A 24,437-nucleotide genomic window follows, 5' to 3' on the forward strand; every position below is an offset into this window, starting at 1 on the left:
CGGGCTGGCTCAGCCCAGCCCCAGCTTTTTGGGCGACCATTCCACCCAGACGTCGAAGCCGGGCTTGACGCGCACGTCGACGAGGTAGAGGCCGCGCAGCTTGTCGGGTGTGAGTTGGAAATGGTCGAGATCGGCCTTGGTGCGCAGGGTTTCGCCGGAGCCTCCCACGGCCCGGGCAAGCGCTTCATAAGACCGGTATTCCCACTGCGCAGCCGCCATGGAGAGCTTGTGCCCGGCGTGGCGCAGATGGTTCAGGTGGCGTGCTTCCGAGCCGTACTGGGCATCGTTCATGACGAACACCAGCATCTGGCGCCCATAACGGACCACTGAGTCGAGGTCCTGCGCGTTCATCAGGAAGGCGCCATCGCCGGTGAACATCACCAAGGGCCGCCCTGGGGTGGCATAACCGGCGCCGAGAGCTTCCCCCACGCTCAAGCCGATGGCCGCAAAGCCTGAAGTGAAGAGAAAGCTGCGTGCATCGCGTGCGGGCATCAGGTGATGCAGCGTCTCGATGCAGCGTCCGCCATCGCTGACCACCATCCGATCGGCCGGCAATGCCTCGTTCAAGCGCAGAAAAAGCGTGCGCGGGTCGATGCCGCTGTGGTCGCTTACATCATCACTTTCGCGGTGCGCGCGAAAGGCCTGCAGTTGCGGCAGCAACTCGGCCCTTGGAGGCCGCGCCGGCACATGGCGAGCAAGCAGTTCGTTCAGCAGGGCCTGCGCGGTCAACTGGGCATCGCCGATCACCGAGACGTCCACGCGGTGAAAATCTGGCGTGCCGAGCAACTGGTTGTCCACCTGGATCACCGGCTTGTCCGCGAACAGCTTCTGGCGCTTGGTCTGGATGTTGTTCAATGAAGCGCCGAACACCAGGACGCAGTCGGCATCGCGCAGCCAGAGGTCGGTCTGCGGATGCGAGCAGACACCAACCAGGCCGATCGCGGGCTCGCTGCGGTCGAAGAAATTCTGCGCCAGCATGCTGTGGCAGTACACGGCGCCCAGATGGCGTCCCAGTGCCTGGATCGCCTCCTTGGCGTCCGAATGGACGGCTCCTTGGCCGGCCAGGATGAGAGGCTTGCGGGCCTGAAGCAGCAGCTCGACGGCACGGGAAACATCGGCAGCCGCTGGAGAGATGCGAACCAGTTCCGGCACGCTTGCAGGCACCCATGGCATGTCATGGTCCGCGACTTCCATTTCCTGATGGTCATGGTAGATGGCCACTACTTGCGGGCGACGCTGTTGGTAGGCCGCCTGGGTTGCTCGCACGATGGCGCCGGCCATTTTTCCGGGTTGCTCGACCTGATGAAATGCCGCGCCGGTGAGTTCGACGAAAGTACGATGATCCATGCGCTGAGGAGCTGTGGGATTGGAGAGCGCGGGGATTCCGATCAAGACGACAATGGGCGTGTTGTCGCGTGCGGCGGCGGTGAGGGCGGTGAAAGCATTTCCGATGCCGGGGCCCTGGGTGGTGGTGGCCAATCCCACACGGCCGGATGCGCGGGCATACCCCGCGGCCGCATTGACGGCGCTGGCCTCGTGGCGCACCGATACATACTCGAACAAGCCGTTGTCGACGCCATGGCACAGCCAAGGCAGGTTGCCCGATCCCATGAGGCCGAAGACCTGGCGAAAGCCCAGGTCGGCCACCGTGCGGGCGATGAGCTCGAAGCCATACATGAAGAGCTCCTCAGCGAATCGTGATTTGCTGGCCGAAGAAGACCTCGACGGTCACCTTCTCGGTGATCTTCCAGACGCCGTTCTCGCGGCGGAATTTCATGTGGTATTCGCCGAAAGCAGGCGCTCCCACCGAAGGAACGGCCTGTTTGAGCGGGTGGCCGCCGTCATTGAGGGCACCGACCAGGTAGCACTGGGTCGAGGCATGGTTCTCATCCTGCATATCGAAGATCACGTTCGTGATGAGGTGCCGAACCAGGCGATTCTTGGGGCGTTGCGAGATCCCTTCGAGGATGGCGGCCTTGCCGCTCAGTTCGCCGCGGGATGCACTTTTGTAGAAGCAGTCTTCCGAGAACAGGGCGAGCATGTTGCCGTAGTCCTGGTTGTCGTAGTAGCGGGTCATCCGATACATCAACTGTTCGATTTCGGACTGTGCTTCGAAAGGGGTTTGGGCTTGGGTCATGGGCATACTGCTGGTGGTGAAAGGTGAAGGAAAGAGGGCGGGCGATCAATGGCTTGGGCCATCGTTCGCCAATAACCTGGGAGCAAAGATTTCCACGGTCTGTTTTTCGGCCACCAGCCACTGGCCATCCACGCGCTGGAATCTGAAGTGGTATTCGGCGATAGCCGGCGGGCCGTCCTGGGGAACAGCCCTCGCGGCCGGGTGCCCGTGAGGATTGAGAAAGGCGGTCACGTAGCAAAGGCCGCGAGCGCGGGTCGCGCTCTCGACCTCGATCACGATGTTGCTCAACACGTGACGGACCAGCCGATCCGGCGCACGATCCCGCATCAGCCGCAAGATGGAAGCGCGGCCAACGACGTCGCCGCGCCAGTTGGCATAGTGCGCGTCTTCGGTATAGAGCGCCGCCATGGCGGCGTATTGATGCAGCTCATAGTGGCGGTTGACATTGCACACGAGGTCCGACAGCTCGGATCGGGCAAGAAGGAGATCGGTGGGCGAGAGGCTCATAAGGGCGGCTGCGACAAGGTCTTGGATCAACAGGCCCTAGTGTCGGAACTCAGGCTGCTTGCCACAACAGCACCGGGCGACTATCCAATATGAGCCGCATTCATGGGCTAGCCGCAAGGTCAGGGCGTGGTGCGCCAATCGGCCCCGAGGAGGGGGTCAGTCCGTCGGGGACCCCAACAGCATGCGGACGCGCGGCTTGCCAGGTCCCGTATGCAAGGCGTGCCTCCGATCCCGCAGGGCGGCATCCTGGGCCACCGAGCGCAGCATCCTGCGCCGCATTTCCAGCCAGGAGCTATCAGAGAAAACTTCCACGAAACGCTGCCTGTCGGACGCGTCGCGCAGAAGCCGCCAGCCGAACGCCCCCGCGGACAAGCGGGAGCGCCGGGTTTCCTTCATGACGCGCATGAATTCCGTCAGACACTCCGGCGTGACGCTGTATTCGATGGTGGTCAGCACCCGGCCGGCAGCGGTGCCCTCGATTCGCGGCGGCGGTGCGAACTCGGCCGGGTCGACGTCTTCGGGCCGTTGTTTTCCACCACGAGTGATGTGCACCAGAACTGCGGCCAACACAGTGGCCGCCGCGGCGCAAGCCAGGCTGGTTTGCACACCGGCCGCATCTGCCCATCTGCCCCAGAGCAATGCCCCAAGCGCATTGGCGCCCATCAACACCGTGTGGTAGATCGAAATCCCGCGTGCCCGTACCCACGCCGGCAGCGCGAATTGGAGCGAAGTCATGAGCTGGTTGCCGGCCACCAGCCAGGCCGCTCCAGCGACGACCAGCGCTGGCGCCGCCTGCCACGGCCCCGCTACGGCGGCCACGGTGGCCGTAGCTGCTGCATGGCCCATGACGGCTGTCACGAGCAGCGCATCTTCTCCCCAGCGCGCCTGCAGCCGCGGCAGTAGAAAACTTGCTGCGGTTGCACCAGCTCCCATGAGGGCGAACATGATCGTGTAAGTCGCGGCAGTCCCTTGCCAGTGGCCCTTTACGAGGACAGGCAGCAGCGCCAGCATTCCCACGGCATTCACATAGAAAACCAGCACCCGCAGCAGCGTCATGCGCATGCGCGGCGCATGAACCGCATACTGCAGGCCGACGCGAAGCGCACGCAGAAACGGCTCGCGTGGCAGATCCGAGGCTTGCACATTCACAGGCGTCTGGCCGCGCCAGCGCAGCAGCGCAGCTCCGGTGACAACGGCAATCACCGCATTGAGGACAAACACCGCGGGAACGCCGGCGCCAGCGATCAGCACGCCAGCCAGGAGCGGACCGATGACCCGCGCGCCATGCGAGGCCACTGCGGTGACGGCGAAAGCCTTGTGCCATAGCGGCCGTTCCACGATGTCTGGAACCATGGCAAGAAAAGCAGGACCTCTCATGGCCAAGGCAGCTCCGTTGGCAAATACCAGGGCCAACAGCAGCGGCGGGTCGATCCGGTGCAGCCAGGCCGACGCGGCGAGGAGCGCCGCCACGATCACTGTCCAGCCTTGCGTGACGAGCATCATGCGCCGCCGGTCAACCAGGTCGGCCAGCGCGCCGCCGGGCATGCTGAGGAGGAACACCGGCAAGGTGGCCGCCGTCTGCACGAGGGCGATCGTACTGGCTGAGGACGTCAGCGAGGTCATCAGCCAGGCGGCCGCCATGTCATTCATCCACATACAGATGTTGGCGGCAGCCCAGGTCATCCACAACATCCTGAAGACCGGATTGCGCAGCGGAGAGAGCGCGTCGGGAAGGGTAAACGGGATCATGCCGGACGGTAGATCAATGCGACATATCGAGTGTCCCACCCCCTCGGCACTGGTGCGCAGGACAGGCGTCTCGTCATATCCGATATCAATCTGATTCATACAGACCGAACGTGGGGCTGCTTGGAGAGCGGAAATGGAAAGGCTCAGTCAAAACCTTCACGTTATGCCGATGGCTCCAGTACGATCCGCACTTATGCACATCCGGGATATCGATCTCAATCTGATGAAGGTGTTCGACGCGGTCTATCGGCTGCGAAGCGTCACCCGCGCCGCCGACGCCTTGGGCCTGACCCAGTCGGCGATAAGCCACAGTCTCTCCCGTCTGCGCGCCATCCTGAAGAGCCCGCTGTTCCTGCGCGTGCCCGGCGGCGTCGAGCCCACTCCCAAGGCAGATCGCTTCGCCGCAGCCGTTCAACTGGCGCTGTCCACCTTGGAGCGCGCGATGGAAGAGGCCGAGCAATTCGATCCGGCCCGTTCCAGCCGTGTATTTCGGTTGCACCTGAACGATCTCGGCGAATGCAGCTTCCTGCCGCGTCTGGCGCGGGAGCTCGAGCAGCAGGGGCCCCACATGGGGCTGGAGAGCTTCCAGTTTCCGCCGGGAGAGGTCGAGGCCGCGCTGAATGAGGGCAAGATCCACTACGCCATTGGATACCTGCCCCAACTGACCGGCTGCCCGTCGACGCGGCTGATGGAAGACCAGTACGGCTTCATCGTGCGCACCGGTCATCCCCTATTGCAGCATTTGGACGGTCGTACTGCGGCGCCTGAAGGGGTGTTGAGGCGGTTGGAGTATGTCATGAGCAAATCGCACCCCGACAGCATCCGCTTGCTCGAGCAGTTGGGCTCAGCCGATCGGGTCCGCATGAGCACGCTGCAATCCACAGGGGTGCCGGATATTGTCCGACATACTGATTGGGCGGGAATCGTTCCGCTGCGCACGGCTCTAGTGCTGGAGTCACTGGATGGCTGCGCGGTCCTGAGTTCCACACTGGCACCGGTCGAATGCGATATCGCGCTCTACTGGAGCCGTCGTTTCGAGGCAGATGCCGCAAGGCGCTGGCTGCACGAGCGGTTGTTGCCTCTGTTCGCAAATCCTAATGTTGAATGACAGCAAGCTCGATGACGACATCTTCTGCAATGCGAGCCAAAAGCCGTGCCCAATGGGAGGTGGTAGTGGAGGGTGTCGTCTGCCAGAAGGCCATCTTTTGATGCCGGGCGGATCAACGCCTACTCCAGTCTCGGATCGAGAAGATCCCTCAAGCCATCGCCCAGGAGATTGAGACCCAGCACCGCCAGGGCAATCGCCAGCCCCGGCCATACGGCGAGCAGAGGGGCCTGGAACATCAGGGTTTGGGCTTCGGCCAGCATGCGGCCCCAGCTCGGCTGGGGTGGCTGAGTGCCTAGGCCCAGATAGGAGAGGGCGGCCTCGGCCAGAATGGCGATGGCGAAGCGGATCGTGGTTTGCACGATCAAGACCGGCAGGATGTTGGGCAGTACATGCTGCCACGTGATGGCCCAGGCACCCTTGCCGCTGGCTCGCGCGGCCAGCACGTAGTCGCGGCTCCAGGTGGCGTTGGCGGCCGCACGCGTGATGCGAGCGAACGTGGGGATGTTGTAGATGCCGATCGCAATGATGGCGTTGACGATGCCCGGGCCATAGACGGCGGTCAGCATGATCGCGGTGAGGATGGCTGGAAAGGCCAGGCCGAAGTCGGACACCCGCATGATCAGCTCCTCTACCCAACTGCGCCTGGCCGAGGCCAGCAATCCCAGGGCCGTACCGGCCAGCAAGCCGATGCCGACGGCGATCACGCCCACCAGGATCGATGCCCTTGCACCGACGAGGAGCAGCGAGGCCACGTCGCGGCCGAAGGCGTCAGTGCCGAGCCAGTGCTGGCCGCTGGGAGGCAGCAATTTGGCATCCATGTCGACGTCGAACACGGAGTAAGGGGTCCAGAGATAGGACACCAGGGTCGCCAGCACCAGAAGCAGTGAAAGCACGCCGCCGATGACGAAGCCGGGATGGCGGCGGGCGCGGTGCCAGAATCCTGGCGCGGCGGAGGACAGGGCGGCAGCGGTCATCGGGCAAGGAATTTCATATTTCGCTGGCCTTCACGCGCGGATCGATGGTGGCGTAGAGCACGTCGACGACGAAGTTCACGATCACCACCATGGCAGCCAGCAGCATTACGCAGTTACGCACCACGATCAGATCGCGGTTGGCGATGCTCTGGAAAATCAGGCGACCGAGCCCCGGCAGGTAGAACACGCTTTCCACCACGATGGTGCCCGCGAGCAACTCGGCGAACTGCATGCCCATGACGGTCACGACCGGGATCATGGCGTTGCGCAGGACGTGTCCCCAGAGCGTGGCGCTGTGCGACAGGCCCTTCGCGCGCGCGGTGCGCACGAAGTCTTCACGCAGTACCTCCAGTACCGCCGAGCGGCAGAAGCGGGCCAGAATGGCTGCCTGCACGACGGCCAGTGCCACGGCAGGCAGGATGAGCGCCTTGAAGCCTTCCCACAGGCCGGCCAGGATGCCGTCCTCGAAATACCAGCCATCGAATCCGCCCGCGGAAAACCATTGCAGCTTCACGGAAAAGAGCAGGATCAGCAGAATGGCGAACCAGAAATTCGGAATGGCAATGCCGACCTGTGCGAGCGTCATCAGGCCGATGTCTCCTGCCCGGTTGTGGCGTGCGGCGGCATAGACCCCTACCGCCAGCGCCAGCACGGTGGTGAGCAGCATGGCCATCACCGCCAGCGGTATCGTGAGCGACAGGCGCTCGGCGATCAACTCCGAGACGGGCGAACCGTAGGTGTACGACTGTCCCATGTCGCCGTGGGTCAGCCCTCCAAGCCAATGAAAGTAACGCTGCAGGGCAGGTTGATCGAGTCCGAGCTCGATCGTTTTGGCCTGTACCGCCGCCGGATCGGCGTCTGGTCCCATCAATACCTGGGCGGCATTGCCGGGCAGGATTTCGAGCGCGGAAAACACGATGACGGAGGTCGCCACCAGGGTGGCGATCAGGGTCAGTACGCGTTTGAAGAGAAAGTAGCTCATGTGTCGGCGGCATTATCAACACAAAGGGTGGCGGCTTTGCGGCGGCCCTTTGGCTGCGGGCTGGCGTACAGCGGATAATTAATGCATGAAATCTGCTTGGCTTACCGGAGTTGCACCATGGCGCTGATGATCACCGACGAGTGCATCAACTGCGACGTCTGCGAGCCGGAGTGCCCGAACGAAGCCATTTTCATGGGACAGGAGATCTATCAGATCGATCCCGGCAAGTGCACCGAGTGCGTTGGTCATTTTGATGAGCCCCAGTGTGTGCAGGTGTGTCCCGTGGAGTGCATACCCTTGAACCCTCAGCACGTGGAGGACAAGGAGACGCTATGGCAGAAGTTTCGGCGCTTGCAAGGCGAGACCAGCGCGTGAACTGATTGAGTTGGCGGTATCCTGAGGCAGCACTTCATTCATCGGTGCCGCTGGAAGCCGCCTTGCGCGATGACGCGTTTGCGGGCATCTCAGCCAAACTCTGCGGCTCCCGGCGGGGCGGCTTTTCGCGCGGGGGCTTGGACGTATGGATCTGCACCGTGGCCTGAGGAATTTCTCCCTCCGCCAGGAGCGAAAAAGCCTTCACCGAGCGCGCAATCGCCTCTTCGATGGCGGTCATCTCATCGGCTGGCGGTTTTTTCAGCACCCAGCCCACGACTTGCGATTTGTCCCCCGGATGGCCGATGCCCAGGCGCAGGCGCCAGTAGTCGGAGGAGCCCAGTTGTGCATGAATATCCCGCAGGCCGTTGTGGCCGGCGTGACCGCCCCCTTTTTGAGCTTGGCCTGACCCGGCGCCAGATCGAGCTCATCGTGCACCACCAGGATTTCCTCCGGCGCGATCTTGTAAAAACGTGCCAGCGCCGCCACCGACCTGCCTGAAAGATTCATGAATGTCTGCGGCTCGAGTAGCCAGGTGCTCTGTCCCTTGACATTGACGCGCGCTACCTTGCCTTGATACCCGCGCTCGGTCACCAACGTGGCTCCGAGTGAGCGTGCCACGGCATCTATCCACCAGAAACCGGCGTTATGCCGGGTGTCTTCATACTCTGGGCCCGGATTGCCGAGGCCGACGAACAGCTTGATCATGGGGAGATTATCGGTTGGCAGCGGTTTCCCGGGCGGTTTCAGACAAACTCTGCACTCACCGTCCCGAAGGGGGTGAATGAGGATCTCACCTGCATGCCAGCCACTGCACGGTATTGGCGTGTGAAAGAGCCGGACATCACTTGCATGCCGGCCTCCAGCGAGAGGCCAAATTCGGACAGTTTGTTGGCCAGCCAGACCACTGAGAGCATGCCTCCGCCCTGCATGACGGCGGAGCCAGATGCGGTTTCACTGGTCTCGCCATTGATGTCGACTGTCACTTCCGCGTCGGCCAGTGCGCGGTTGCTGGCCGTCAGCGCGACGGCTGGCCCTGTGACATAGGCCTTCTGCTGGGCGTTGTCCGCCATGGCGAGAGGCAGGTTGCCGCCGAAAGGGCCGCGAACTTCGACGATTTCCAAGGCCGGGGAGGCGTGTGTGACCGCATCCATCACTTCTTCAAGCGTGATGCCCGGCCCCCGCAAGGTCTTGCCGATGGTGAGGCAAAGCTCATTTTCGAAGCCGGGCTCGATCAGGTCCGCGAACCGGTAAGTCTGTCCGCTTGGATGCCGGCCACTTTCAAGCAGGTAGCCAAAGCAGGGCTCGTGCACCTGCTGCTGAACACGCATGGCCTCGGCCGTGAGACCGACCTTCCACCCGGATTGCCTGTCGCCCGTGGCGATTCGCCGCGACAGAAGGGCCAACTGCACCTCATAACCCTGCTGCAGGGAGAATTTGCCAGCCCATTCCGGCGGCATGTGGCGCCCCTCCTGCATGGATTGCCAAAGAGCATCGGCGATGGCTTCTGTGTTCATGTGGCCAATTTAAACAAAAAAGCCCGCTGATGAAATCAGCGGGCTTTTGGAGCGAGAGAAGCCGGAAGGACTTACTTCTTGTCGGCGGCCGGAGCGGCTTCGGCTGCGGGAGCAGCTTCGGCTTCTTCGGCGGCAGGAACCACCACCGTGACCAGCACAGGGTTGTCCTTGCCGTGCAGAACGGGCGTCACGCCCTTGGGCAGTTGGACGTCGTTCAGGTGCAGCGTGGTGCCTTTTTCCAGTTTGGACAGGTCGATGTTGATCGACTCAGGCAGATCGGCCGGCAGGCAGGAAACTTCCAGTTCGGTCAGCACGTGGTTGACCAGGCACTTGTCCAGTTTGACGGCATTCGACTCTTCTTCGCCGCTGAAGTGCAGGGGCACTTTCATGTGGATCTTGGTCTTGGCGGAGACGCGCTGGAAATCGATGTGCAGCACTTGCTGCTTGTAGGGGTGGATCTGCAGATCACGCAGCAGGACCTGGCTGGATTTGCCGCCCAGTTCCATGTCGAGCACGGAAGAGTGGAAGGCTTCTTTCTTGATGGCTTGCCACAGGGCGTTGTGGTCGAGCTCGATCAACTGGGGCTCGCCTTCGCCACCATAGACGATGCCGGGCACTTTGCCGGCGTTACGCAGACGGCGGCTCGCACCCGTACCCTGCTTGCTGCGCTCAAAAGCGACAAATTTCATGACTAACTCCTTGGATGAAGCCGACCGCGACCAGTGCGGCTCCGGTTTAAAAAGGCCATGCGCCCCTCAATGAATGAGGTACGCCGGCCGTACTAGGTTCTTAGAACAGGTTGTCCTGCTCCGAGAACAAACTCATGACCGACTCTCCGCGGGCGATGCGCTGGATCGTCTGGGCGATCAGCGGGGCCACGGAAAGCTGGCGGATCTTGCCGCAAGCCACGGCGCTTTCGCTGAGCGGAATGGTGTTGGTCACCACGACCTCGTCGAGCGCGCTGCCCTGGGCGATGCGCTCAATGGCGGGGCCGGAAAAAATGGGGTGCGTGCAGTAGGCGTACACCTTCTTGGCACCGCGCTCCTTGAGAACCTCGGCGGCCTTCACCAGCGTGCCGGCGGTGTCGATCATGTCGTCCATGATGACGCAGTTGCGGCCTTCGATGTCGCCGATGACGTGCATCACTTCGCTCACGTTGGCCTTGGGCCGGCGTTTGTCGATGATGGCCAGGTCGCAGTTGAGCTGCTTGGCCAGCGCGCGGGCACGCACCACGCCGCCGACGTCGGGGCTGACCACCAGCAGGTCTTCGTAGTTCTTCTGCCGCAGATCGCCCAGCAGCACTGGGGAGGCGTAGATGTTGTCGACCGGGATATCGAAGAAGCCCTGGATCTGGTCAGCGTGCAGGTCCATCATCAGGACGCTGTTCACGCCCACCGCCTGCAGCATGTTGGCCACTACCTTGGCGGAGATGGGCACGCGTGTGGAACGCGGGCGGCGGTCCTGGCGGGCGTAGCCGAAGTAGGGGATCACCGCGTTGATGCGCTCAGCCGATGCGCGCTTGAGGGCGTCTACCATGATGAGCAGTTCCATCAGGTTTTCGTTCGTGGGCTGGCAGGTGGACTGCACCACGAAGACATCGCGCGCGCGCACGTTCTGCTTGATCTCGACGGTGACTTCGCCGTCGGAGAAGCGGCCCACGTCAGCGGCACCGAGCGAAAGGCCCAGGTTGGCGGCGATTTCGGAGGCTAATGCGGGATTGGCGTTGCCGGTGAACACCAGAAAGTCGGGGGTGGATGACGGCTGCGGCTGCATGGGCTTTCCGGTGAGTTGCGTGCTTCGATTATCGGCCTCAATCAGCCCTAACCGGCCACGATGGGCCTTAAGCGGCTTTTTGTGCTCTGCTGCGCGGCGCCTTTGGGCACACACACGGCTTCTACAACGATAATGGTTTGGCAGGGGAGGAAGGACTCGAACCCTCGCATGCCGGAATCAAAATCCGGTGCCTTGACCAACTTGGCGACTCCCCTACACTGGCTACCGTCTCCGAAGCAGGAAACGGCTGCCCTTAACTTTCACTGGCAGCCCAGCCGACAAGCGGATGAACTGCCATATTGCTGCAACCCTTGACTTGCCAGCCTGTCTGCTCCAGTTTTTGTGCCAACTTTCGTACGGCCAAAACAGTATGCGGATTGGCTATATGCAAACCAGCATCTGAATGAGCAAACAAGGCGCTGCCTGAACCGGTCATTCTACCTTGAAGGCCGTGTGCACTAAGGTGCTCAAGGCCCTCGGCAACAAGCGGGCAAAGCCGCTTTGCAACCGGCTGAAGGTCATTGTGGCCAAAGCCCCAAGGGTTATCAGCGAAGCCTTCGAGTATAGCAGGGTTTGTATCGCGCTTTAAAGAGGGGTCAGAAAAAATTGCTTTTGTTTCGAGTCCGGCAGGTGGCTTCAATACAACAAAAGATGCAGAAGGCAGCTCCAGCGGGGTAATGCGCTCGCCCACGCCTTCCACCCAGGCGTTGCGCCCGCGCAGGAAGAAGGGCACGTCGGCACCCAGGGAGAGCCCAATGGCTTCAAGCTGTTCGCGCTTCAGGCCAAGATTCCAGAGCCGGTTGAGGGCTAGCAGGGTGCTGGCAGCATCCGAGGAGCCTCCTCCCATGCCCGCCTGCGCGGGAATGCGCTTGTGCAGCGCGATATGTGCGCCTTCGCTGCAGCCGGTGGCAGCTTGTAGTGCACGGGCGGCGCGCGTGCAGAGATCGTCAGGAGGAAGGGCCGGGCCGCTCAGGTCTTCTCGGGTGACGGCGCCGTTGGCGCGGCGTTCGAAATGCAAGGTGTCGCACCAGTCGATCAGCATGAATACCGATTGCAGCAGGTGATAGCCGTCGGGACGCCGCCCGGTGATGTGCAGGAAAAGATTCAGCTTGGCCGGGGCAGGCACGTCCAGGAGGCTGTTCATAGCGATAGGGACGGAGCTTATTCAAAGACCAGCCGCAACTCGGCCGTGGGCAGGGGTTGCAGCCGCTGCGCGGTCAGGCGGCCGTTGCCGAGAGCGCTCAGATCGGTTTGCCATCCTTCCACAGCCTGAGGTTCTCCCCGTAGCCAGGCAAACAGCGCGCGCACGGGGATAGGAGTGCCGATGGCCTGTGCGACGAGTTCGTCCAGGGAGCTGTATTGCTTTTCCTTGCCGTCCTGGTTTAGCGTGGCGGCACCGGGTTGCCATTTCATCACGGCCAGCGTGCTGCCTAGGGGGAGGTCAGGCTGAGTTCACCGGCTTGCGCGTTGCCGTTCAAGGAAAAGCCGGCCGAGAAGGACTGAGGCGGCTCGGAGGCCACACGCAAGCCCAGTCGGCCGCTCCACGAGGTTCGTTCGGTGTCGATGGCGCGCGTTTCCCTGCTGATGCTGGCACAGCCGGCCGCCAAGGCGGCCGTAGCCAGCAGCAGAGCTTGTGCTGCCTGGCGGCGGGAGAGCGGAAGGTCTTTCGGGCTCCTCACGGATTGATCTTCAGGCGCTGGAGCGTTTCCTGCAGGGTTTCATTTTCAGCGTTCAGGCGCACGCCATTGCGCAGGACAACGATGGCCTCGTCCTTGCGGCCCATGGTCCATAGCACTTCTCCCAGGTGGGCGGCAATCTCGGCGTCGGGCCGTTTGGCGAAGGCGGCCTGCAGGATGCGGAGTGCCTGCGCACGGTTTCCGAGGCGGAATTCAACCCAGCCCAGGCTGTCTTGAATGAAAGGATCGTCCGGCGAGAGTTCCACTGCCTTTTCGATCAGCTGTTTGGCTTCGGGGAGCCGCAGGTTGCGGTCGGCAAATGTGTAGCCGAGCGCGTTGTAGGCGTTGAAGGCGTCGGGCTTGATCTCGATCAGCTTGCGTATCAACTGCTCCATTTCATCCAACCGGTCGAGCTTTTCGGCGGCCATGGCTGTGTCGTAGAGCAGGTCTTCGTCTTCCGGGTCTTTGCTCAGCTCGGATTGCAGAAGGTCATAGGCTTGTTGCGGACGCTTGTTCTCGCGCAACAACTGGGCTTCTGCCGTGATTTTCATGCGCGCGTCCTCGGGCGTGCGCACGGGAACGCTGCGAATCAACTGGACGGCTTCGTCAAGCTGCCCCTGGCGCGCCAGGATGGTGGCGCGGCGCAGCTGGACATTGATGGCTTCGTCAGGCGAATCGATTTTGGCCAGCATGCTTTCGGCCGCAGCATAGTCGCCGCGCCGCTCGGCAATCTGGGCCAAGGTCATGCGGGCCTGATTGCGGCCATTGCTGCGATCGAAGCGTTCGTCCGCGGAAGGCTGGGTGGCCAGTTCCAGATAGCGCTTGAGAGCGGTTTCAGCTTCGGTATCGTGACGCTCCTGGGCATACAGCGCACCCTGCGCCAACCAGCCTTCGGGGTAGTCCGGTTGGTTGCGCGTGAGTTCGGCCAGTTGCTCGTGAGCCTCCTTGCCGCGGCCGGCATCCACGAGGGCGCGCGCGTAACCGATCCGTACTTCGGGCTTGGGCGTGGCGTTGCGCAGGTATCGCTTGATCAAGGGTTCGGCGTTGGGTTCGTCCGCGCCGGTCATGAGTTGCAGGGCGAGCAGGGCGGGCCACTCGGATTTCGGGTTGGCCGTTTGCCCCAGGTTGGCGGCAGACAGGGCGCCGGTCCTGTCGTTGGTGGACAGCCGCATGCGGCCGATGCTTGTCCAGGCGGCGGGGGCCAGGGCAGGGTTCTGCAGGACGTCCGCCAGCCCGCGTTCGACCACCTGCGCGGCTTCCGCTTTGTCGATGGCGCGGGTATAGAGTGAGGGCACGGCCAGGATGAATGGTTCCTGGTCGGTGGCCGGCAGTGCGGCCAGCGTGGCGCGCAGGGGGGCGTCGGATTCGGCGATGCGGCCCAAGGCCACCATGACCTGCAGCTCCAGGCGGTTGGCATCCGGCGACCGCGGCTCGGCCTGGCGCCAGGCACGCACGGCATCCATCGCCATGGAGCCCGAGCGTGATTGGATCGCCATTTCGACGGCCCGCTTGTACAGCACGGAATCGTGGGTGCGCCTTGCCGCATCAAGCATCAGCGCGATGCCCTGGTTGGCTTCACCGTCCTGAAAGCTCAGCTCGCCTACCAGCAATTCATAGAGCAGCCGCGCGGTCAAGGCCGATGGCCTGGGTGTTTCCGCCGCGCTGGCAGCCGACGCCGGGGCGGCCGGTGGCACGGCGTCCGAGGCCGGCTGCGCAGGTTTTGGCGCCTGCGCGAATGCCATGCCCGAGACCAACGTCAACAAGGGGAAAACACGGAAGAAATGGTGCATCAAGCCATAATAATCCATGCCCGTTTCTGAAGTGTATATGTCAAGGTCCATGTGCCCGTCATCCGGGAATGACGACATGGTCATCTTTTATGCCTGAACTGCCCGAAGTAGAAGTCACCCGCCGCAGCTTCGCGGAGAGAATCCGCGGCGCGCGCGTCCTCTCCGCGGCTATGGGGAAACCTTTGCGCTGGCCGCTTGGCATCGAGCCCGGCATGCTGGCCGGCCGCACGGTGCGCGAAGTCGGCCGGCGCGGCAAGTATCTGCTGTTGTGGATGGATGACGGCGTGCTGTTGATACACCTGGGCATGTCGGGCAGCCTGAATTTCTCCAGCCAACTGCCACCGCCAGGGGCCCATGATCATTTTGATCTGGTAACCAGCGCCGGCACGCTGCGCCTGCATGATCCGAGACGCTTCGGCGCCGTGGTGTGGGCCGAAAGCGAGCATGCCGATCCGGCGCGCAAGCTGCTGGCGGGGCTGGGCATGGAGCCTCTGGGCGAGGACTTCGACGCCGCCCGCTTTCATGCGGGGCTGAAGTTGCGGCGGGCACCGATCAAGCAAGTATTGCTGGCGGGTGATGTGGTCGTGGGGGTGGGGAATATCTACGCATCGGAAGTCCTGTTTCTGGCCGGCATTCGGCCTACCGTGCGGGCAAGCAGGCTTTCCCGCATCCGGACCGACCGCTTGCATGCAGCCATCCGGGAGGTGCTCGCGCGCGCTGTCGAGCGCGGAGGCAGTACGCTGCGTGATTTTTCCAACGCGTTCGGTGAGACGGGGCACTTTCAGCTGGAAGCGGCCGTCTATGGCCGTGCCGCGCAACCTTGCGGGCGTTGCGGCACACCGATCCGCCTGATCAGGCAGGGACAGCGGTCGACTTTCTTTTGCCCGGAGTGCCAGGCGTGAGGGATGCAGGGGTGACAGGGTTTTACGAGCGGTTTGACCAACACGATGCCTGGCGCAGGGAAATGAGCCTGCGCTTGAAAGTACTGGCCGACTGGTTGCAGGAGAACGAGCTGCTGAACGCTGGCGCGGAGGAGCGTGCGCAGCGGCTGATCGAGCAGGTGCGTGCCGACAAGGTCATGGTGGCCTTCGTGGCGGAATTCTCGCGGGGCAAGTCGGAGCTGATCAATGCTGTGTTCTTTCCGGGCTACGGCCGCCGCATCATGCCGGCCAGCGCCGGGCGCACCACCATGTGCCCGACCGAGCTGGGCTACGACCCTGATCTGCCCGCCTGTCTGCGCTTGCTGCCCATAGAAACTCGTCTGCACTCGCCCTCGCTGCTCGAATGGCGCCAAAGACCGGAGAAGTGGGTGCATCTCGATCTGGCGATGAACAATCCCGAGCAGTTGGCGAGCGCCATGAAGAAGGTCTCCGAGACGCTGGCCGTGACCAAGGAAGAAGCAGGCGCCCTGGGCTTCTGGCATGACGATCATCCTGAAGACAACCCGCCATTGAACGCCGATGGCCGTGTCGTGGTGCCGCGCTGGCGCCATGCACTCGTCAATATGGTGCATCCGCTCCTCAAGCAGGGGTTGGTGGTGCTTGATACGCCGGGACTGAACGCCATTGGCACCGAGCCTGAACTGACCGTGAACCTGATTCCGCAGGCGCAAGCCGTGGTGTTCATGCTGGGGACCGATACGGGCGTGACCAAGTCCGATCTGACCATATGGCGCGAGCATCTGGCACCGGTGGAAGAGGGACCTGGTGTGCGCCTTGCCGTGCTCAACAAGATCGATACCCTCTGGGACGATCTCAGTCCGCCGGAGGAGATCGACGAGCAGATCGAGCGGCAACGCCTTCAGGCCGCGCAGATACTCTCCCTTCCACCGCAAAGGGTGCTGGCACTGTCCGCACAGAAAGGCCTGCTGGCCAAGGTGCGAGGCGATACAGCGCTACTCGCCCAGAGCCGTCTGCCGTCTTTTGAGCAGGTGCTGGGCGGAGATCTGCTGGCCGCGCGGCAACACCTGCTCGAAGGCGCGATTCTGTCAGGCGTGAATGAGCTTCAATCGCAGGCGCAGCGCCTGTTGGGCGTGCGGCGGCGGGAGCTTTTCGAGCAGATGCAGGAGTTGCGCAGCCTGCATGGCAAGAATCAAAGTGTGATCCGCCAGATGCGCGCGCGCGTCGAGCATGAAATAGCGGAGTTCGATCGTGGTGCCAGCAATGTGCTGGCAGCGCGGTCAGTCCACACGAAATTGCTGCGTGATGTGTTCAGACTGCTGGGCAATGCATCGATCAAGAAGGAACTGGCGCCCTTGACGGCGATGTTGCGGCAGCCGGGGGTCAAGTTTGGCGTGAGAAAGGCCTATGCCGAAGGCTTTGGCAATTTGCGCGGCGTGATCGGACATGTGCGCTTGATTGAAACAGAAATCGAATCGATGCTGACGAGGATTTTCGGTGAACTCAACGCCGAGCATGGCTTTGAGCTGGAGCTGCCCCCGGTCCCGGACCTGGTTCGTTTCGAGGACGATCTGAGCGTGGTGGAACGCAGCCATTTGCAATACCTGGGGCTTGGCAACATGTTCCGCCTGTCGCGCCCGGATTTTGCTGAACGGTTGGCGCGTGCGTTGCTGGCACGCGTGCGCTCGACTTTCGATGCGGCGCTGGCTGAAGTCGAACTGTGGAACAGGTCCTCTTCGGCTCAGCTCGCGACGCAATTGCGAGAGCGCCGGCAGGCGTTCGACCGGCGAACGGAGGCCATCGAGCGCATTCAGGATGCCGCCGGCGGACTGGGCGACCGCCTGCGTGAAATCGAGGAACGGGAAATCTTGCTCAATACCCTGGATAGTCACCTTGACAGGCTGACGCGCGAATTGCGCCAGACCCATCCCCTGCGGGCGCGGGGCTCTTCCTCCGAGGAGGTGACGGTATGACATTGTTTTCCGAGCGCATGATCGCCTGGCAACGCAGTCACGGGCGGCATGGCTTGCCCTGGCAGGGGACGCGCGATCCCTACCGGGTCTGGCTGTCGGAGATCATGCTGCAGCAGACGCAGGTGACGACCGTGCTGGAGTATTACCCCCGGTTCCTGGCGCGCTTTGCGGATGTGGCGGCGCTTGCCGCGGCATCGGAAGGCGACGTGATGGCTTTGTGGAGCGGTCTGGGTTATTACTCGAGGGCCCGCAATCTCCACCGCTGTGCGCAGGAGGTGGTATCCCGGTTCGGCGGTCACTTTCCGCCCAGTGCCGAATTGCTGCAAACCCTCCCCGGTATCGGGCGCTCCACCGCGGCCGCCATCGCGGCGTTCTGCTTCGGTGAGCGCGCCGCCATTCTCGACGGTAACGTCAAGCGCGTACTGACTCGCTACTTCGGTATCTCGGATGACATGGCCGTGCTGGCGAACGAGCGGGCGCTTTGGCAACGTGCTGAAGGACTGCTGCCGGTGGCGAATCCGCGCGAGGCCATGCCTGTCTATACCCAGAGCCTGATGGACCTGGGGGCCACTGTGTGTACGCTGCGCCGGCCGGTCTGCCTGCTGTGCCCTCTGTCGGCCGATTGTGTGGCTACGCATGAGGGCGAGCCTGAGCGGTACCCCGTGAAAACGAAGCGCCTCAAGCGCACCCAGCTCGATCTGTGGTTGCTGCAAGCCGTTGATGAAAAGGGGCGCGTATGGCTGGCGCCTCGCCCGGCGCCGGGCATCTGGGCGGGGCTGCATTGCATGCCGGCATTTGCATCGCGCGAGGAACTGTTGGCGCTGCTGCCGCCGCTTGAGCATGAGCGCGTTGTCGAACACACGCCTTTCATGCATGTGCTCACGCACCGCGATTTGTATCTTCGCGTAGTGACCGCGCAAGTGTCTGACTCGGCGTTCGCGGGAGGCGGGGGCGCGGAGGGTGGCTGGTTTGATGAGGCGCAATGGCCGGCACTGGGATTACCGGCGCCGGTGCGGCGTTTTCTGGAAGTGACGGGGTCTTAGAACGAAAACACGTTCTTATGGATGGCTGCCGCTGAACAGAACCGTCCTGAGCTCGGCTGGGATAGGCGCTACCTTGCGATGCTCTCCCTTGGTCACAAACACCACGCCTACCTTGCCGCGGGCCACTTCCCGCCCGCTGCTTGTTTCGGTCATGCGAAAGACCAGATCGAAGCCGTATTTGTTGGGATCATCCGGGGTCATTTCCACGCGCATGGTTTCACCGTAGAAGCCTTCAGACTTGTACTGGGCCACGATGTCACCCACGACGATGCCATGGCCCAGCACATTGGATTCGCGATAGCCCAGATGCCTGAAAAAGCGCACGCGCGTTTCGGACACCAGGGTCAGCAGTTGAGCGTTGTCCAGATGGCCGCCTTGGTTGACGTGGCTGATGTAGATCTGCAGTTCAGTGGAAAACAGAAACTGCGCGGGAAGCTCGATTTGAATGCGCGCCATGAAAACTTCGGTGAGAAATGGGGGGCTTTTCGCCAGGGACATCAGCTTTCGGCCAGTATCAGCCTTCAACCGGTATCAGCTTTCGACCAATTCCCGGTGCCGCCGCAGTGTCAGCCATTGCTTGCTGAACTCTGCCGCCAGTTGCTCCACCAGGTACACCGAGCGGTGCTGCCCGCCGGTGCAACCAATGGCTACCGTGACATAGCTGCGGTGGTCTCGCGCCAGCGCAGGCAGCCACGTGCGGAGAAATTCGGCGATCTGCTCCTGCATCAGCGCGACTTCCGGCTGGCGCTGCAAAAAATCCATCACGGGCTGGTCGCGCCCCGTGAGCGGGCGCAGTGCCGCTTCATAGTGCGGATTGGGCAGCATGCGCACATCGAACATGTAGTCCGCATCCAGCGTGATACCGCGCTTGAATGCGAAAGATTCGAACACCAGCGTCAGATGCGACGCGGGGGCTGAAATCAGCTCCTTCACGAACGCCAGCAGTTGCGCGGGCCTCAGGAAGCTGGTGTCGATCACGTGAGAGCGTTCGCGCAGGTCGGCGAGCAGCTCGCGTTCGCGCACGATCGCCTGCAACAGGGCTTGATGGGCATCGGCCTCGCCTGGCTGTGACAAGGGGTGGCGCCGGCGGGTTTCCGAGAAGCGCCTGATCAGCGTCTGGTCATTGGCATCGAGAAAAATCTGCCGCAGTTGCAAACCCCGGTCGCGCAGGCTATGCAGCAGCAGCGGCAACTGGGGAAGCGAGTGGCCGCTGCGCACGTCAACAGCGATGGCGATCTTGCGCGCGCGGCGTTGGTCCTCCAGGGCAATGAATGGCTCCAGCAGCTCCGGCGGCAGGTTGTCCACGCAGTAATAGCCGGCATCTTCCAGCGCATGAAGCGCGATCGACTTGCCCGAGCCGGACATGCCGGTGATCACGACCAGTTCGATGTGAGGCGCGCTTTCACCCTTTTCGCCCTTCCCACCATGTAGCGAGCTTGCTGTGCTCATGCCCGCACCTTCTTGCCTCGGGCAGGTGGCGCCGGGGCGGCAGAAACTGTGGGCACGGCGAGCATTTCCCTGGCGTGGGCGCGTGTGGTCTCTGAGATGTGTTCGCCGCCAAGCATGCGGGCAATCTCATTGGTGCGCGGCTCGTCACGCACAGGCCGTACGGTACTGGTGATGCCGCCGCCATCGCCTTGCTTGCTGACCAGCAGGTGGTGGTCGGCGCAGGCGGCCACCTGGGGCAGGTGCGTCACGCACAGCACTTGCCGGTCTTTGCCCAGCCGCCGCAGCAGGCGGCCCACGGTAGCCGCCACTGCACCGCCCACGCCGCTGTCTACTTCGTCGAACACCAGGGTAGGTGAACTGCCGAGCTGGCTGGTCGTGACGGCAATGGCCAGCGCCAGCCGGGAGAGTTCGCCGCCCGAGGCGACGCGATCAACCGGGCGTGCCGTGCCGCCGGCATGTCCGGCCACCAGGAACAGCGTGTTTTCGAGGCCGTGCGCCGCGGGCTCGGGGAGAGGCTCCAGCGAGACCTCAAAGCGGCCGCCCTGCATGCCCAGCTCCTGCATCGCCGCGCTGACTTCGCGTGCCAGCTTCTGTGCGGCTTTCCGCCGCAGCGCCGATACCTCGCCGCCGTGCACCATATAGGCGGCGCGCGCCTTGGCTGAAGCGGCTTCGAGAGCGCCCAGGTCGGCTGCGGCATCCAGGCGCTGCAGATCGGCGCGCCAGCCAGCCAGCAACGCAGGTAGCTCCTCGGGGGGCGGCGGTAACGGCGCGCCAGCGAAAGCCATTGGCTCATGCGCTCATCCAGCGCGGCCAACTGAGCGGGATCCGGATCGGCCCTGCGCAGGTAGGCGTGCAGGCTGTGAACCGCGTCGCGCGCTTGTGCGAGGCAGGCCTCCAGCACTTCGGAGACGGATTGAAATTCCGGTTCGATGCTCCTCAGCTCATCGAGCGCTTGCTGGGCCTGGGCAAGCAGGGCCAGTCCGCCGCCCTCGCCGCCTTCGTCGGCCTCCAGCGCCTCGCTGGCAGCCTGCGCGGCATCGATCAAGGCCTGGGCATGCGAAAGGCGGCTGTGCTGCCGGTTGAGTTCGTCCCATTCCTGTTCGGCGGGAGCCAGTTTGTCCAGATCACCCAACTGCCAGAGCAGGCGCTCGCGTTCCTGCGCCAAGGTCTGTTGCGCGGCGCGAGCATCGGCCAGCGTGGTCTCCGCGCTGCGCCAGGCCTGCCAAGCTGCAGTGAGGGCTGTGGCGTCCACGCCGGCATAGGCGTCGAGCAGTGCGCGTACGGCGGCAGGGCGTGTCAGGCTCTGCCAGGCGTGCTGGCCGTGGATGTCCACCAATTGCTCGCCCAGCTCGCGCAGTTGCGCCACGGTGGCGGGTGAGCCGTTGACCCAGGCGCGGCTCTTGCCGCCGGTATCGATCACGCGGCGCAGCAAAAGGGTTTCCGCGCCGTTGTCAAAGCCGTTTTCCTCAAGCCAGGGGCCGGCGCCGGGAGGGCAGTCGAACTCCGCGCCAATCTCGCAGCGTGGCTGGCCTTCGCGGATCCACAGGGTATCGGCACGGGCGCCCAGCACCAGTTGCAGCGCGTCGATCAGGATGGATTTGCCCGCGCCCGTTTCGCCCGTGAGCGCGGTGAAGCCGCTTTCCAGGTCCAGTTCAAGCTTGGGCACGATCACGAAATCGCGCAGGCTGAGGCTTCTTAGCGCCATGACGGCTCCATGCAGCGGGCGGTGAAGGAGGGCAGGGTGGCAGCGTGCATCATGCGCCGCCTCCCTCGTTCCAATGCAGTTTTTCGCGCAAGGTATCGAAGTAGCTCCAGCCCTTGGGGTGCAGAAAGCGCACGCGGAACTCGGAGCGGCGCACCAGGATGCGGTCGCCATGGTGCAGCGAGGTAATGGATTGCATGTCGAAACTGGCACTGGCGTCCCGGCCGGCGACCACCTCAATGGCTATTTCTACAGGATCAGCCAACACGATAGGCCTGTTGGACAAGGTATGGGGGGCGATCGGCACCAATGCCCATCCTGGCACCAGGGGGTGCAGCAGCGGGCCGCCCGCGGAAAGTGCATAGGCGGTGGAGCCGGTCGGCGTGGCCACGATGATGCCGTCGGCACGATGGTTGGCGATGAAATTGCCATCCACCTCCACCCGCAGCTCGACCATGCCCGAGGCGGAGCCCCGGTTGACCACCACGTCGTTCATGGCGTGGGCCTCGAACACGCAGCGGCCTTCGCGTATGACCTTGCCCAGCATAAGGCTGCGGTGGTCTTCCTCATACTCGCCGGCCAGCATGCGGGGGAGCACTTCACGGTACTGATCGAGGGAAATATCGGTGATGAAGCCCAGGCGCCCTTGGTTGATGCCAATCAGCGGCGTGCCGTAGCGGGCCAACTGGCGCCCCACGCCCAGCATGGTGCCGTCGCCGCCGACCACCACGCACAGATCGCATTCATCGCCGATCTCGGGAACCTCCAGCGAGCGGAATTCCGCCAGGCCGGTATTCTGGGCGGTCTGCTTTTCCAGCACTACCTCGCAGTTCAAACCGCTCAGGAAACCGCCAAGGTCGGCAATGAGTTCGCGCGCCGATTCGTCGATGGCGCCCGAGACTGATTCCTGGTATTTGCCAACGAGGGCGACGCGGTGAAAAGAAGGCTGCATCGGCAAATTACATCATAATGATTTGAACCTGAAAGCGGAGGGTCGTGGCTTTCGCGTTTTTCAGTGTGATTTGAGAAAATATTGATGCTTGATGATCGTTCGCGCCTGCTGCTCAAGATGCTGATCGAGCGCTACATCGCCGACGGCCAGCCGATTGGCTCGCGCACGCTTTCGCGCGCGCCCGGGCTGGAGCTGTCTCCCGCCACCATACGCAACGTGATGGCGGATCTGGAGGATCTGGGCCTTATCGCCAGCCCGCACACGTCTGCAGGGCGGGTGCCCACTGCACGAGGCTACCGCCTGTTCGTGGACACCATGCTGACGGCGCAGCGGGAAGAGCTGGCCGCGCCGTCCCTGCCGGCTGACCAGCCGCAGAAAGTCATCGCCAGCGCGGCGCACCTGCTCTCCAACCTGTCGCAGTTCGTCGGGGTGGTCATGGCGCCGCGGCGAACCTCGGTGTTCCGGCATATCGAATTCCTGAGGCTATCGGAGCGAAGGCTTCTGCTGATCATCGTGGCGCCGGATGGCGATGTGCAAAACCGGGTGCTGTTCACCGAGACGGACTTCACTTCTTCGGAGCTCATAGAGGCATCCAATTACCTCAACGCGCATTTCTCCGGCATGGCCATCGAGCAGGTGCGCGCGCGCCTGCGCCAGGAAGTGGACAAGCTCAGGGGTGAAATCGCCGGGTTGATGCAAGCGGCCGTGCAGGCGGGCTCGGAGGCCCTGACAGAAGCGCAGGACGAGGTCATTATCTCTGGTGAGCGCAATCTGCTGGCCGTGAGCGATTTTTCCAGCGACATGAACCAGCTGCGCCGGGCATTCGATCTGTTCGAGCAGAAGACGCAGTTGATGCGCTTGCTCGATATTTCCAGCCAGGCCGAGGGTGTGCGCATCTTCATCGGCGGCGAAAGCCAGACCGTGCCGGTAGAGGATCTCTCGGTGGTGAGTGCCCCCTACGAGGTCGACGGCCAGGTCGTCGGCACGCTGGGCGTCATCGGCCCCACGCGCATGCCCTACGACCGCATGATCCAGATCGTGGACATCACGTCCCGCCTGGTCAGCAATGCGCTGAGCCAGAGCGGGCGGTAGGACGCAGGGCGAATGGCGCTTACTTGCTAATCGCCGGATCCACCGACAGCATTCTCTCCACGTAGCGCGCGATCATGTCGATCTCCAGGTTGACCTGAGTCCCCTGCGCCAGCGCGTGCAGCGCCGTGTTCTGCACCGTGTGAGGAATGAGGTTGATGCTGATTGCGCAACCTTGCTCTGCATCTTCCACCTCATTGACCGTCAGGCTGACACCATTGACGGTAATGGAGCCCTTGTAGGCAAGATACCGAGCCAGCGCGGCAGGAACCAGAATGCGCAGCAGCCAGCTCTCGCCTACCGGCTCGAACCTGAGCACCGTGCCAACGCCATCCACATGGCCCGACACGATATGCCCGCCCAGCCTGTCGTTCGCGCGCAAAGCCTTTTCCAGATTGACAGGCCCCGAGCGATCGAGCCCGCTGGTGCGCGCCAGAGATTCAGCGGAAATGTCGATGGCAAAACGCCCGGCCGGCGCATCGATGGTGACAGCGGTCATACAAGCGCCATTGATGGCAATGCTGTCGCCCAGCCCCACGTCATCCAGATAACCTGCCGGCGCCTCGATGAGCAATTGCTTCCCGTGCTCGCTGCTCGCCCCCAGATCGCTTATTTCAGCGATGCGGCCGACAGCGGTGATGATGCCTGTGAACATAAAAGCGTCCCATTGGAAAAGCCTCAAAAACACATACTGCGAGGCTTGATAGATCTGCATTGTGACGCATCAACCCCACCGGGGGATTCA

At 63.0% G+C, this 24,437-nt stretch carries 23 protein-coding genes, 1 tRNA gene and 2 pseudogenes; 6 read left to right on the plus strand and 20 right to left on the minus strand.

Going from position 1 to position 24,437, the window contains the following annotated elements:
* Positions 1–9 precede the first annotated feature (9 nt).
* The 4 genes from WJU18_RS11710 to WJU18_RS11725 form a co-directional block, all read right to left on the minus strand.
* Positions 10–1,677: a thiamine pyrophosphate-binding protein gene (locus WJU18_RS11710; RefSeq protein ID WP_423460224.1), complete on the minus strand. Its 1,668-nt coding sequence runs from the start codon at positions 1,675–1,677 to the stop codon at positions 10–12.
* Between the two features lie 10 nt (positions 1,678–1,687).
* A complete protein-coding gene (locus tag WJU18_RS11715; RefSeq protein ID WP_423460225.1) occupies positions 1,688–2,137 on the minus strand; it encodes a nuclear transport factor 2 family protein in 450 nt (149 codons plus the stop codon).
* A gap of 45 nt (positions 2,138–2,182) precedes the next feature.
* Entirely contained in the window at positions 2,183–2,644 is a 462-nt protein-coding gene (locus WJU18_RS11720) for a nuclear transport factor 2 family protein (protein ID WP_423460226.1), read from the minus strand.
* Positions 2,645–2,800: 156 nt separating this feature from the next.
* Positions 2,801–4,492, minus strand: coding sequence for an MFS transporter (locus WJU18_RS11725; RefSeq protein WP_423460227.1), 1,692 nt, complete (start codon positions 4,490–4,492; stop codon positions 2,801–2,803).
* Positions 4,493–4,586: 94 nt separating this feature from the next.
* Between WJU18_RS11725 and WJU18_RS11730 the strand changes: the two genes are divergently transcribed.
* The gene (locus WJU18_RS11730) at positions 4,587–5,501 is read left to right on the plus strand and encodes a LysR family transcriptional regulator (RefSeq protein WP_423460228.1); all 915 of its coding nucleotides are present in this window, start codon (positions 4,587–4,589) and stop codon (positions 5,499–5,501) included.
* Between the two features lie 119 nt (positions 5,502–5,620).
* Here the strand turns inward: WJU18_RS11730 and WJU18_RS11735 are convergent, their stop codons facing one another.
* Positions 5,621–6,475, minus strand: coding sequence for an ABC transporter permease (locus WJU18_RS11735; RefSeq protein WP_423460229.1), 855 nt, complete (start codon positions 6,473–6,475; stop codon positions 5,621–5,623).
* A gap of 13 nt (positions 6,476–6,488) precedes the next feature.
* Positions 6,489–7,457 (minus strand): ABC transporter permease, encoded by a 969-nt coding sequence (locus WJU18_RS11740; RefSeq protein ID WP_423460230.1) that lies wholly within the window; start codon positions 7,455–7,457, stop codon positions 6,489–6,491.
* A 117-nt stretch (positions 7,458–7,574) separates the two neighbouring features.
* On the opposite strand from WJU18_RS11740, the gene WJU18_RS11745 reads away from it, so the two are divergent.
* Positions 7,575–7,832 (plus strand): YfhL family 4Fe-4S dicluster ferredoxin, encoded by a 258-nt coding sequence (locus tag WJU18_RS11745; protein WP_423460231.1) that lies wholly within the window; start codon positions 7,575–7,577, stop codon positions 7,830–7,832.
* A gap of 34 nt (positions 7,833–7,866) precedes the next feature.
* Here the strand turns inward: WJU18_RS11745 and pth are convergent.
* From pth to WJU18_RS11790, 9 genes and pseudogenes are all read right to left on the minus strand, one after another.
* Positions 7,867–8,537 (minus strand): annotated as a pseudogene (gene pth, locus WJU18_RS11750) (aminoacyl-tRNA hydrolase).
* Positions 8,538–8,575: 38 nt separating this feature from the next.
* Positions 8,576–9,346 (minus strand): 2-keto-4-pentenoate hydratase, encoded by a 771-nt coding sequence (locus tag WJU18_RS11755; RefSeq protein ID WP_423460232.1) that lies wholly within the window; start codon positions 9,344–9,346, stop codon positions 8,576–8,578.
* A 71-nt stretch (positions 9,347–9,417) separates the two neighbouring features.
* Positions 9,418–10,035: a 50S ribosomal protein L25/general stress protein Ctc gene (locus tag WJU18_RS11760; protein WP_423460233.1), complete on the minus strand. Its 618-nt coding sequence runs from the start codon at positions 10,033–10,035 to the stop codon at positions 9,418–9,420.
* Positions 10,036–10,135: 100 nt separating this feature from the next.
* Complete coding sequence (locus WJU18_RS11765) at positions 10,136–11,119, minus strand: ribose-phosphate pyrophosphokinase (protein ID WP_423460234.1); 984 nt, start codon at positions 11,117–11,119, stop codon at positions 10,136–10,138.
* A 138-nt stretch (positions 11,120–11,257) separates the two neighbouring features.
* Positions 11,258–11,334: transfer RNA gene (locus tag WJU18_RS11770), tRNA-Gln, on the minus strand.
* Positions 11,335–11,372: 38 nt separating this feature from the next.
* Entirely contained in the window at positions 11,373–12,263 is an 891-nt protein-coding gene (gene ispE, locus WJU18_RS11775) for a 4-(cytidine 5'-diphospho)-2-C-methyl-D-erythritol kinase (protein WP_423460235.1), read from the minus strand.
* Positions 12,264–12,280: 17 nt separating this feature from the next.
* Complete coding sequence (locus tag WJU18_RS11780; protein ID WP_423460236.1) at positions 12,281–12,532, minus strand: lipoprotein insertase outer membrane protein LolB; 252 nt, start codon at positions 12,530–12,532, stop codon at positions 12,281–12,283.
* 17 nt (positions 12,533–12,549) lie between these two features.
* Complete coding sequence (locus tag WJU18_RS11785) at positions 12,550–12,798, minus strand: hypothetical protein (protein WP_423460237.1); 249 nt, start codon at positions 12,796–12,798, stop codon at positions 12,550–12,552.
* Positions 12,795–14,603, minus strand: coding sequence for a tetratricopeptide repeat protein (locus tag WJU18_RS11790; protein ID WP_423460238.1), 1,809 nt, complete (start codon positions 14,601–14,603; stop codon positions 12,795–12,797). Before WJU18_RS11790 ends, WJU18_RS11785 begins: the two co-directional genes overlap by 4 nt.
* A 71-nt stretch (positions 14,604–14,674) precedes the next feature.
* Here WJU18_RS11790 and mutM point away from each other — a divergent pair, with 71 nt between their 5' ends.
* The 3 genes from mutM to mutY all read left to right on the plus strand — a co-directional run bounded on the left by mutM (position 14,675) and on the right by mutY (position 18,500).
* A complete protein-coding gene (mutM, locus tag WJU18_RS11795) occupies positions 14,675–15,487 on the plus strand; it encodes a bifunctional DNA-formamidopyrimidine glycosylase/DNA-(apurinic or apyrimidinic site) lyase (RefSeq protein ID WP_423460239.1) in 813 nt (270 codons plus the stop codon).
* Positions 15,488–15,549: 62 nt separating this feature from the next.
* Positions 15,550–17,457, plus strand: a complete 1,908-nt coding sequence (locus WJU18_RS11800) for a dynamin family protein (RefSeq protein WP_423460240.1) — start codon at positions 15,550–15,552, stop codon at positions 17,455–17,457.
* Positions 17,454–18,500 (plus strand): A/G-specific adenine glycosylase, encoded by a 1,047-nt coding sequence (mutY, locus tag WJU18_RS11805; protein ID WP_423460241.1) that lies wholly within the window; start codon positions 17,454–17,456, stop codon positions 18,498–18,500. Before WJU18_RS11800 ends, mutY begins: the two co-directional genes overlap by 4 nt.
* A gap of 15 nt (positions 18,501–18,515) precedes the next feature.
* Here mutY and WJU18_RS11810 read toward each other — a convergent pair whose 3' ends face one another.
* The 4 genes and pseudogenes from WJU18_RS11810 to WJU18_RS11825 form a co-directional block, all read right to left on the minus strand.
* Positions 18,516–18,956 carry an acyl-CoA thioesterase gene (locus WJU18_RS11810; protein WP_423460242.1) on the minus strand — a complete coding sequence of 147 codons (441 nt, stop codon included), beginning with the start codon at positions 18,954–18,956 and terminating at the stop codon, positions 18,516–18,518.
* A 75-nt stretch (positions 18,957–19,031) separates the two neighbouring features.
* Entirely contained in the window at positions 19,032–19,949 is a 918-nt protein-coding gene (gene rapZ, locus WJU18_RS11815) for an RNase adapter RapZ (protein ID WP_423460243.1), read from the minus strand.
* Positions 19,946–21,654: pseudogene (gene recN / locus WJU18_RS11820) on the minus strand (DNA repair protein RecN). The gene rapZ and the pseudogene recN overlap by 4 nt, the downstream one beginning before the upstream one ends.
* A gap of 49 nt (positions 21,655–21,703) precedes the next feature.
* Positions 21,704–22,603: an NAD kinase gene (locus WJU18_RS11825; RefSeq protein WP_423460244.1), complete on the minus strand. Its 900-nt coding sequence runs from the start codon at positions 22,601–22,603 to the stop codon at positions 21,704–21,706.
* A gap of 84 nt (positions 22,604–22,687) precedes the next feature.
* Here WJU18_RS11825 and hrcA point away from each other — a divergent pair, with 84 nt between their 5' ends.
* Positions 22,688–23,695 (plus strand): heat-inducible transcriptional repressor HrcA, encoded by a 1,008-nt coding sequence (gene hrcA, locus WJU18_RS11830; RefSeq protein ID WP_423460245.1) that lies wholly within the window; start codon positions 22,688–22,690, stop codon positions 23,693–23,695.
* Positions 23,696–23,714: 19 nt separating this feature from the next.
* Here hrcA and WJU18_RS11835 read toward each other — a convergent pair whose 3' ends face one another.
* Positions 23,715–24,347: a riboflavin synthase gene (locus WJU18_RS11835; RefSeq protein ID WP_423460246.1), complete on the minus strand. Its 633-nt coding sequence runs from the start codon at positions 24,345–24,347 to the stop codon at positions 23,715–23,717.
* Between the last annotated feature and the right edge of the window lie 90 nt (positions 24,348–24,437).

The sequence above is a fragment of the Ottowia sp. VDI28 genome (genome assembly GCF_049532675.1).
Taxonomy (GTDB): domain Bacteria; phylum Pseudomonadota; class Gammaproteobacteria; order Burkholderiales; family Burkholderiaceae_C; genus Ottowia.

Coding starts and splice junctions, on each gene's coding strand:
- WJU18_RS11710 (WP_423460224.1), bottom strand. CDS start 1,677: ATGTATGGCTTCGAGCTCATCGCCCGCACGGTGGCCGACCTGGGCTTT.
- WJU18_RS11715 (WP_423460225.1), bottom strand. CDS start 2,137: ATGACCCAAGCCCAAACCCCTTTCGAAGCACAGTCCGAAATCGAACAG.
- WJU18_RS11720 (WP_423460226.1), bottom strand. CDS start 2,644: ATGAGCCTCTCGCCCACCGATCTCCTTCTTGCCCGATCCGAGCTGTCG.
- WJU18_RS11725 (WP_423460227.1), bottom strand. CDS start 4,492: ATGAATCAGATTGATATCGGATATGACGAGACGCCTGTCCTGCGCACC.
- WJU18_RS11730 (WP_423460228.1), top strand. CDS start 4,587: ATGCACATCCGGGATATCGATCTCAATCTGATGAAGGTGTTCGACGCG.
- WJU18_RS11735 (WP_423460229.1), bottom strand. CDS start 6,475: ATGACCGCTGCCGCCCTGTCCTCCGCCGCGCCAGGATTCTGGCACCGC.
- WJU18_RS11740 (WP_423460230.1), bottom strand. CDS start 7,457: ATGAGCTACTTTCTCTTCAAACGCGTACTGACCCTGATCGCCACCCTG.
- WJU18_RS11745 (WP_423460231.1), top strand. CDS start 7,575: ATGGCGCTGATGATCACCGACGAGTGCATCAACTGCGACGTCTGCGAG.
- WJU18_RS11755 (WP_423460232.1), bottom strand. CDS start 9,346: ATGAACACAGAAGCCATCGCCGATGCTCTTTGGCAATCCATGCAGGAG.
- WJU18_RS11760 (WP_423460233.1), bottom strand. CDS start 10,035: ATGAAATTTGTCGCTTTTGAGCGCAGCAAGCAGGGTACGGGTGCGAGC.
- WJU18_RS11765 (WP_423460234.1), bottom strand. CDS start 11,119: ATGCAGCCGCAGCCGTCATCCACCCCCGACTTTCTGGTGTTCACCGGC.
- ispE (WP_423460235.1), bottom strand. CDS start 12,263: ATGAACAGCCTCCTGGACGTGCCTGCCCCGGCCAAGCTGAATCTTTTC.
- WJU18_RS11780 (WP_423460236.1), bottom strand. CDS start 12,532: ATGAAATGGCAACCCGGTGCCGCCACGCTAAACCAGGACGGCAAGGAA.
- WJU18_RS11790 (WP_423460238.1), bottom strand. CDS start 14,603: ATGGATTATTATGGCTTGATGCACCATTTCTTCCGTGTTTTCCCCTTG.
- mutM (WP_423460239.1), top strand. CDS start 14,675: ATGCCTGAACTGCCCGAAGTAGAAGTCACCCGCCGCAGCTTCGCGGAG.
- WJU18_RS11800 (WP_423460240.1), top strand. CDS start 15,550: ATGAGCCTGCGCTTGAAAGTACTGGCCGACTGGTTGCAGGAGAACGAG.
- mutY (WP_423460241.1), top strand. CDS start 17,454: ATGACATTGTTTTCCGAGCGCATGATCGCCTGGCAACGCAGTCACGGG.
- WJU18_RS11810 (WP_423460242.1), bottom strand. CDS start 18,956: ATGGCGCGCATTCAAATCGAGCTTCCCGCGCAGTTTCTGTTTTCCACT.
- rapZ (WP_423460243.1), bottom strand. CDS start 19,949: ATGAGCACAGCAAGCTCGCTACATGGTGGGAAGGGCGAAAAGGGTGAA.
- WJU18_RS11825 (WP_423460244.1), bottom strand. CDS start 22,603: ATGCAGCCTTCTTTTCACCGCGTCGCCCTCGTTGGCAAATACCAGGAA.
- hrcA (WP_423460245.1), top strand. CDS start 22,688: ATGCTTGATGATCGTTCGCGCCTGCTGCTCAAGATGCTGATCGAGCGC.
- WJU18_RS11835 (WP_423460246.1), bottom strand. CDS start 24,347: ATGTTCACAGGCATCATCACCGCTGTCGGCCGCATCGCTGAAATAAGC.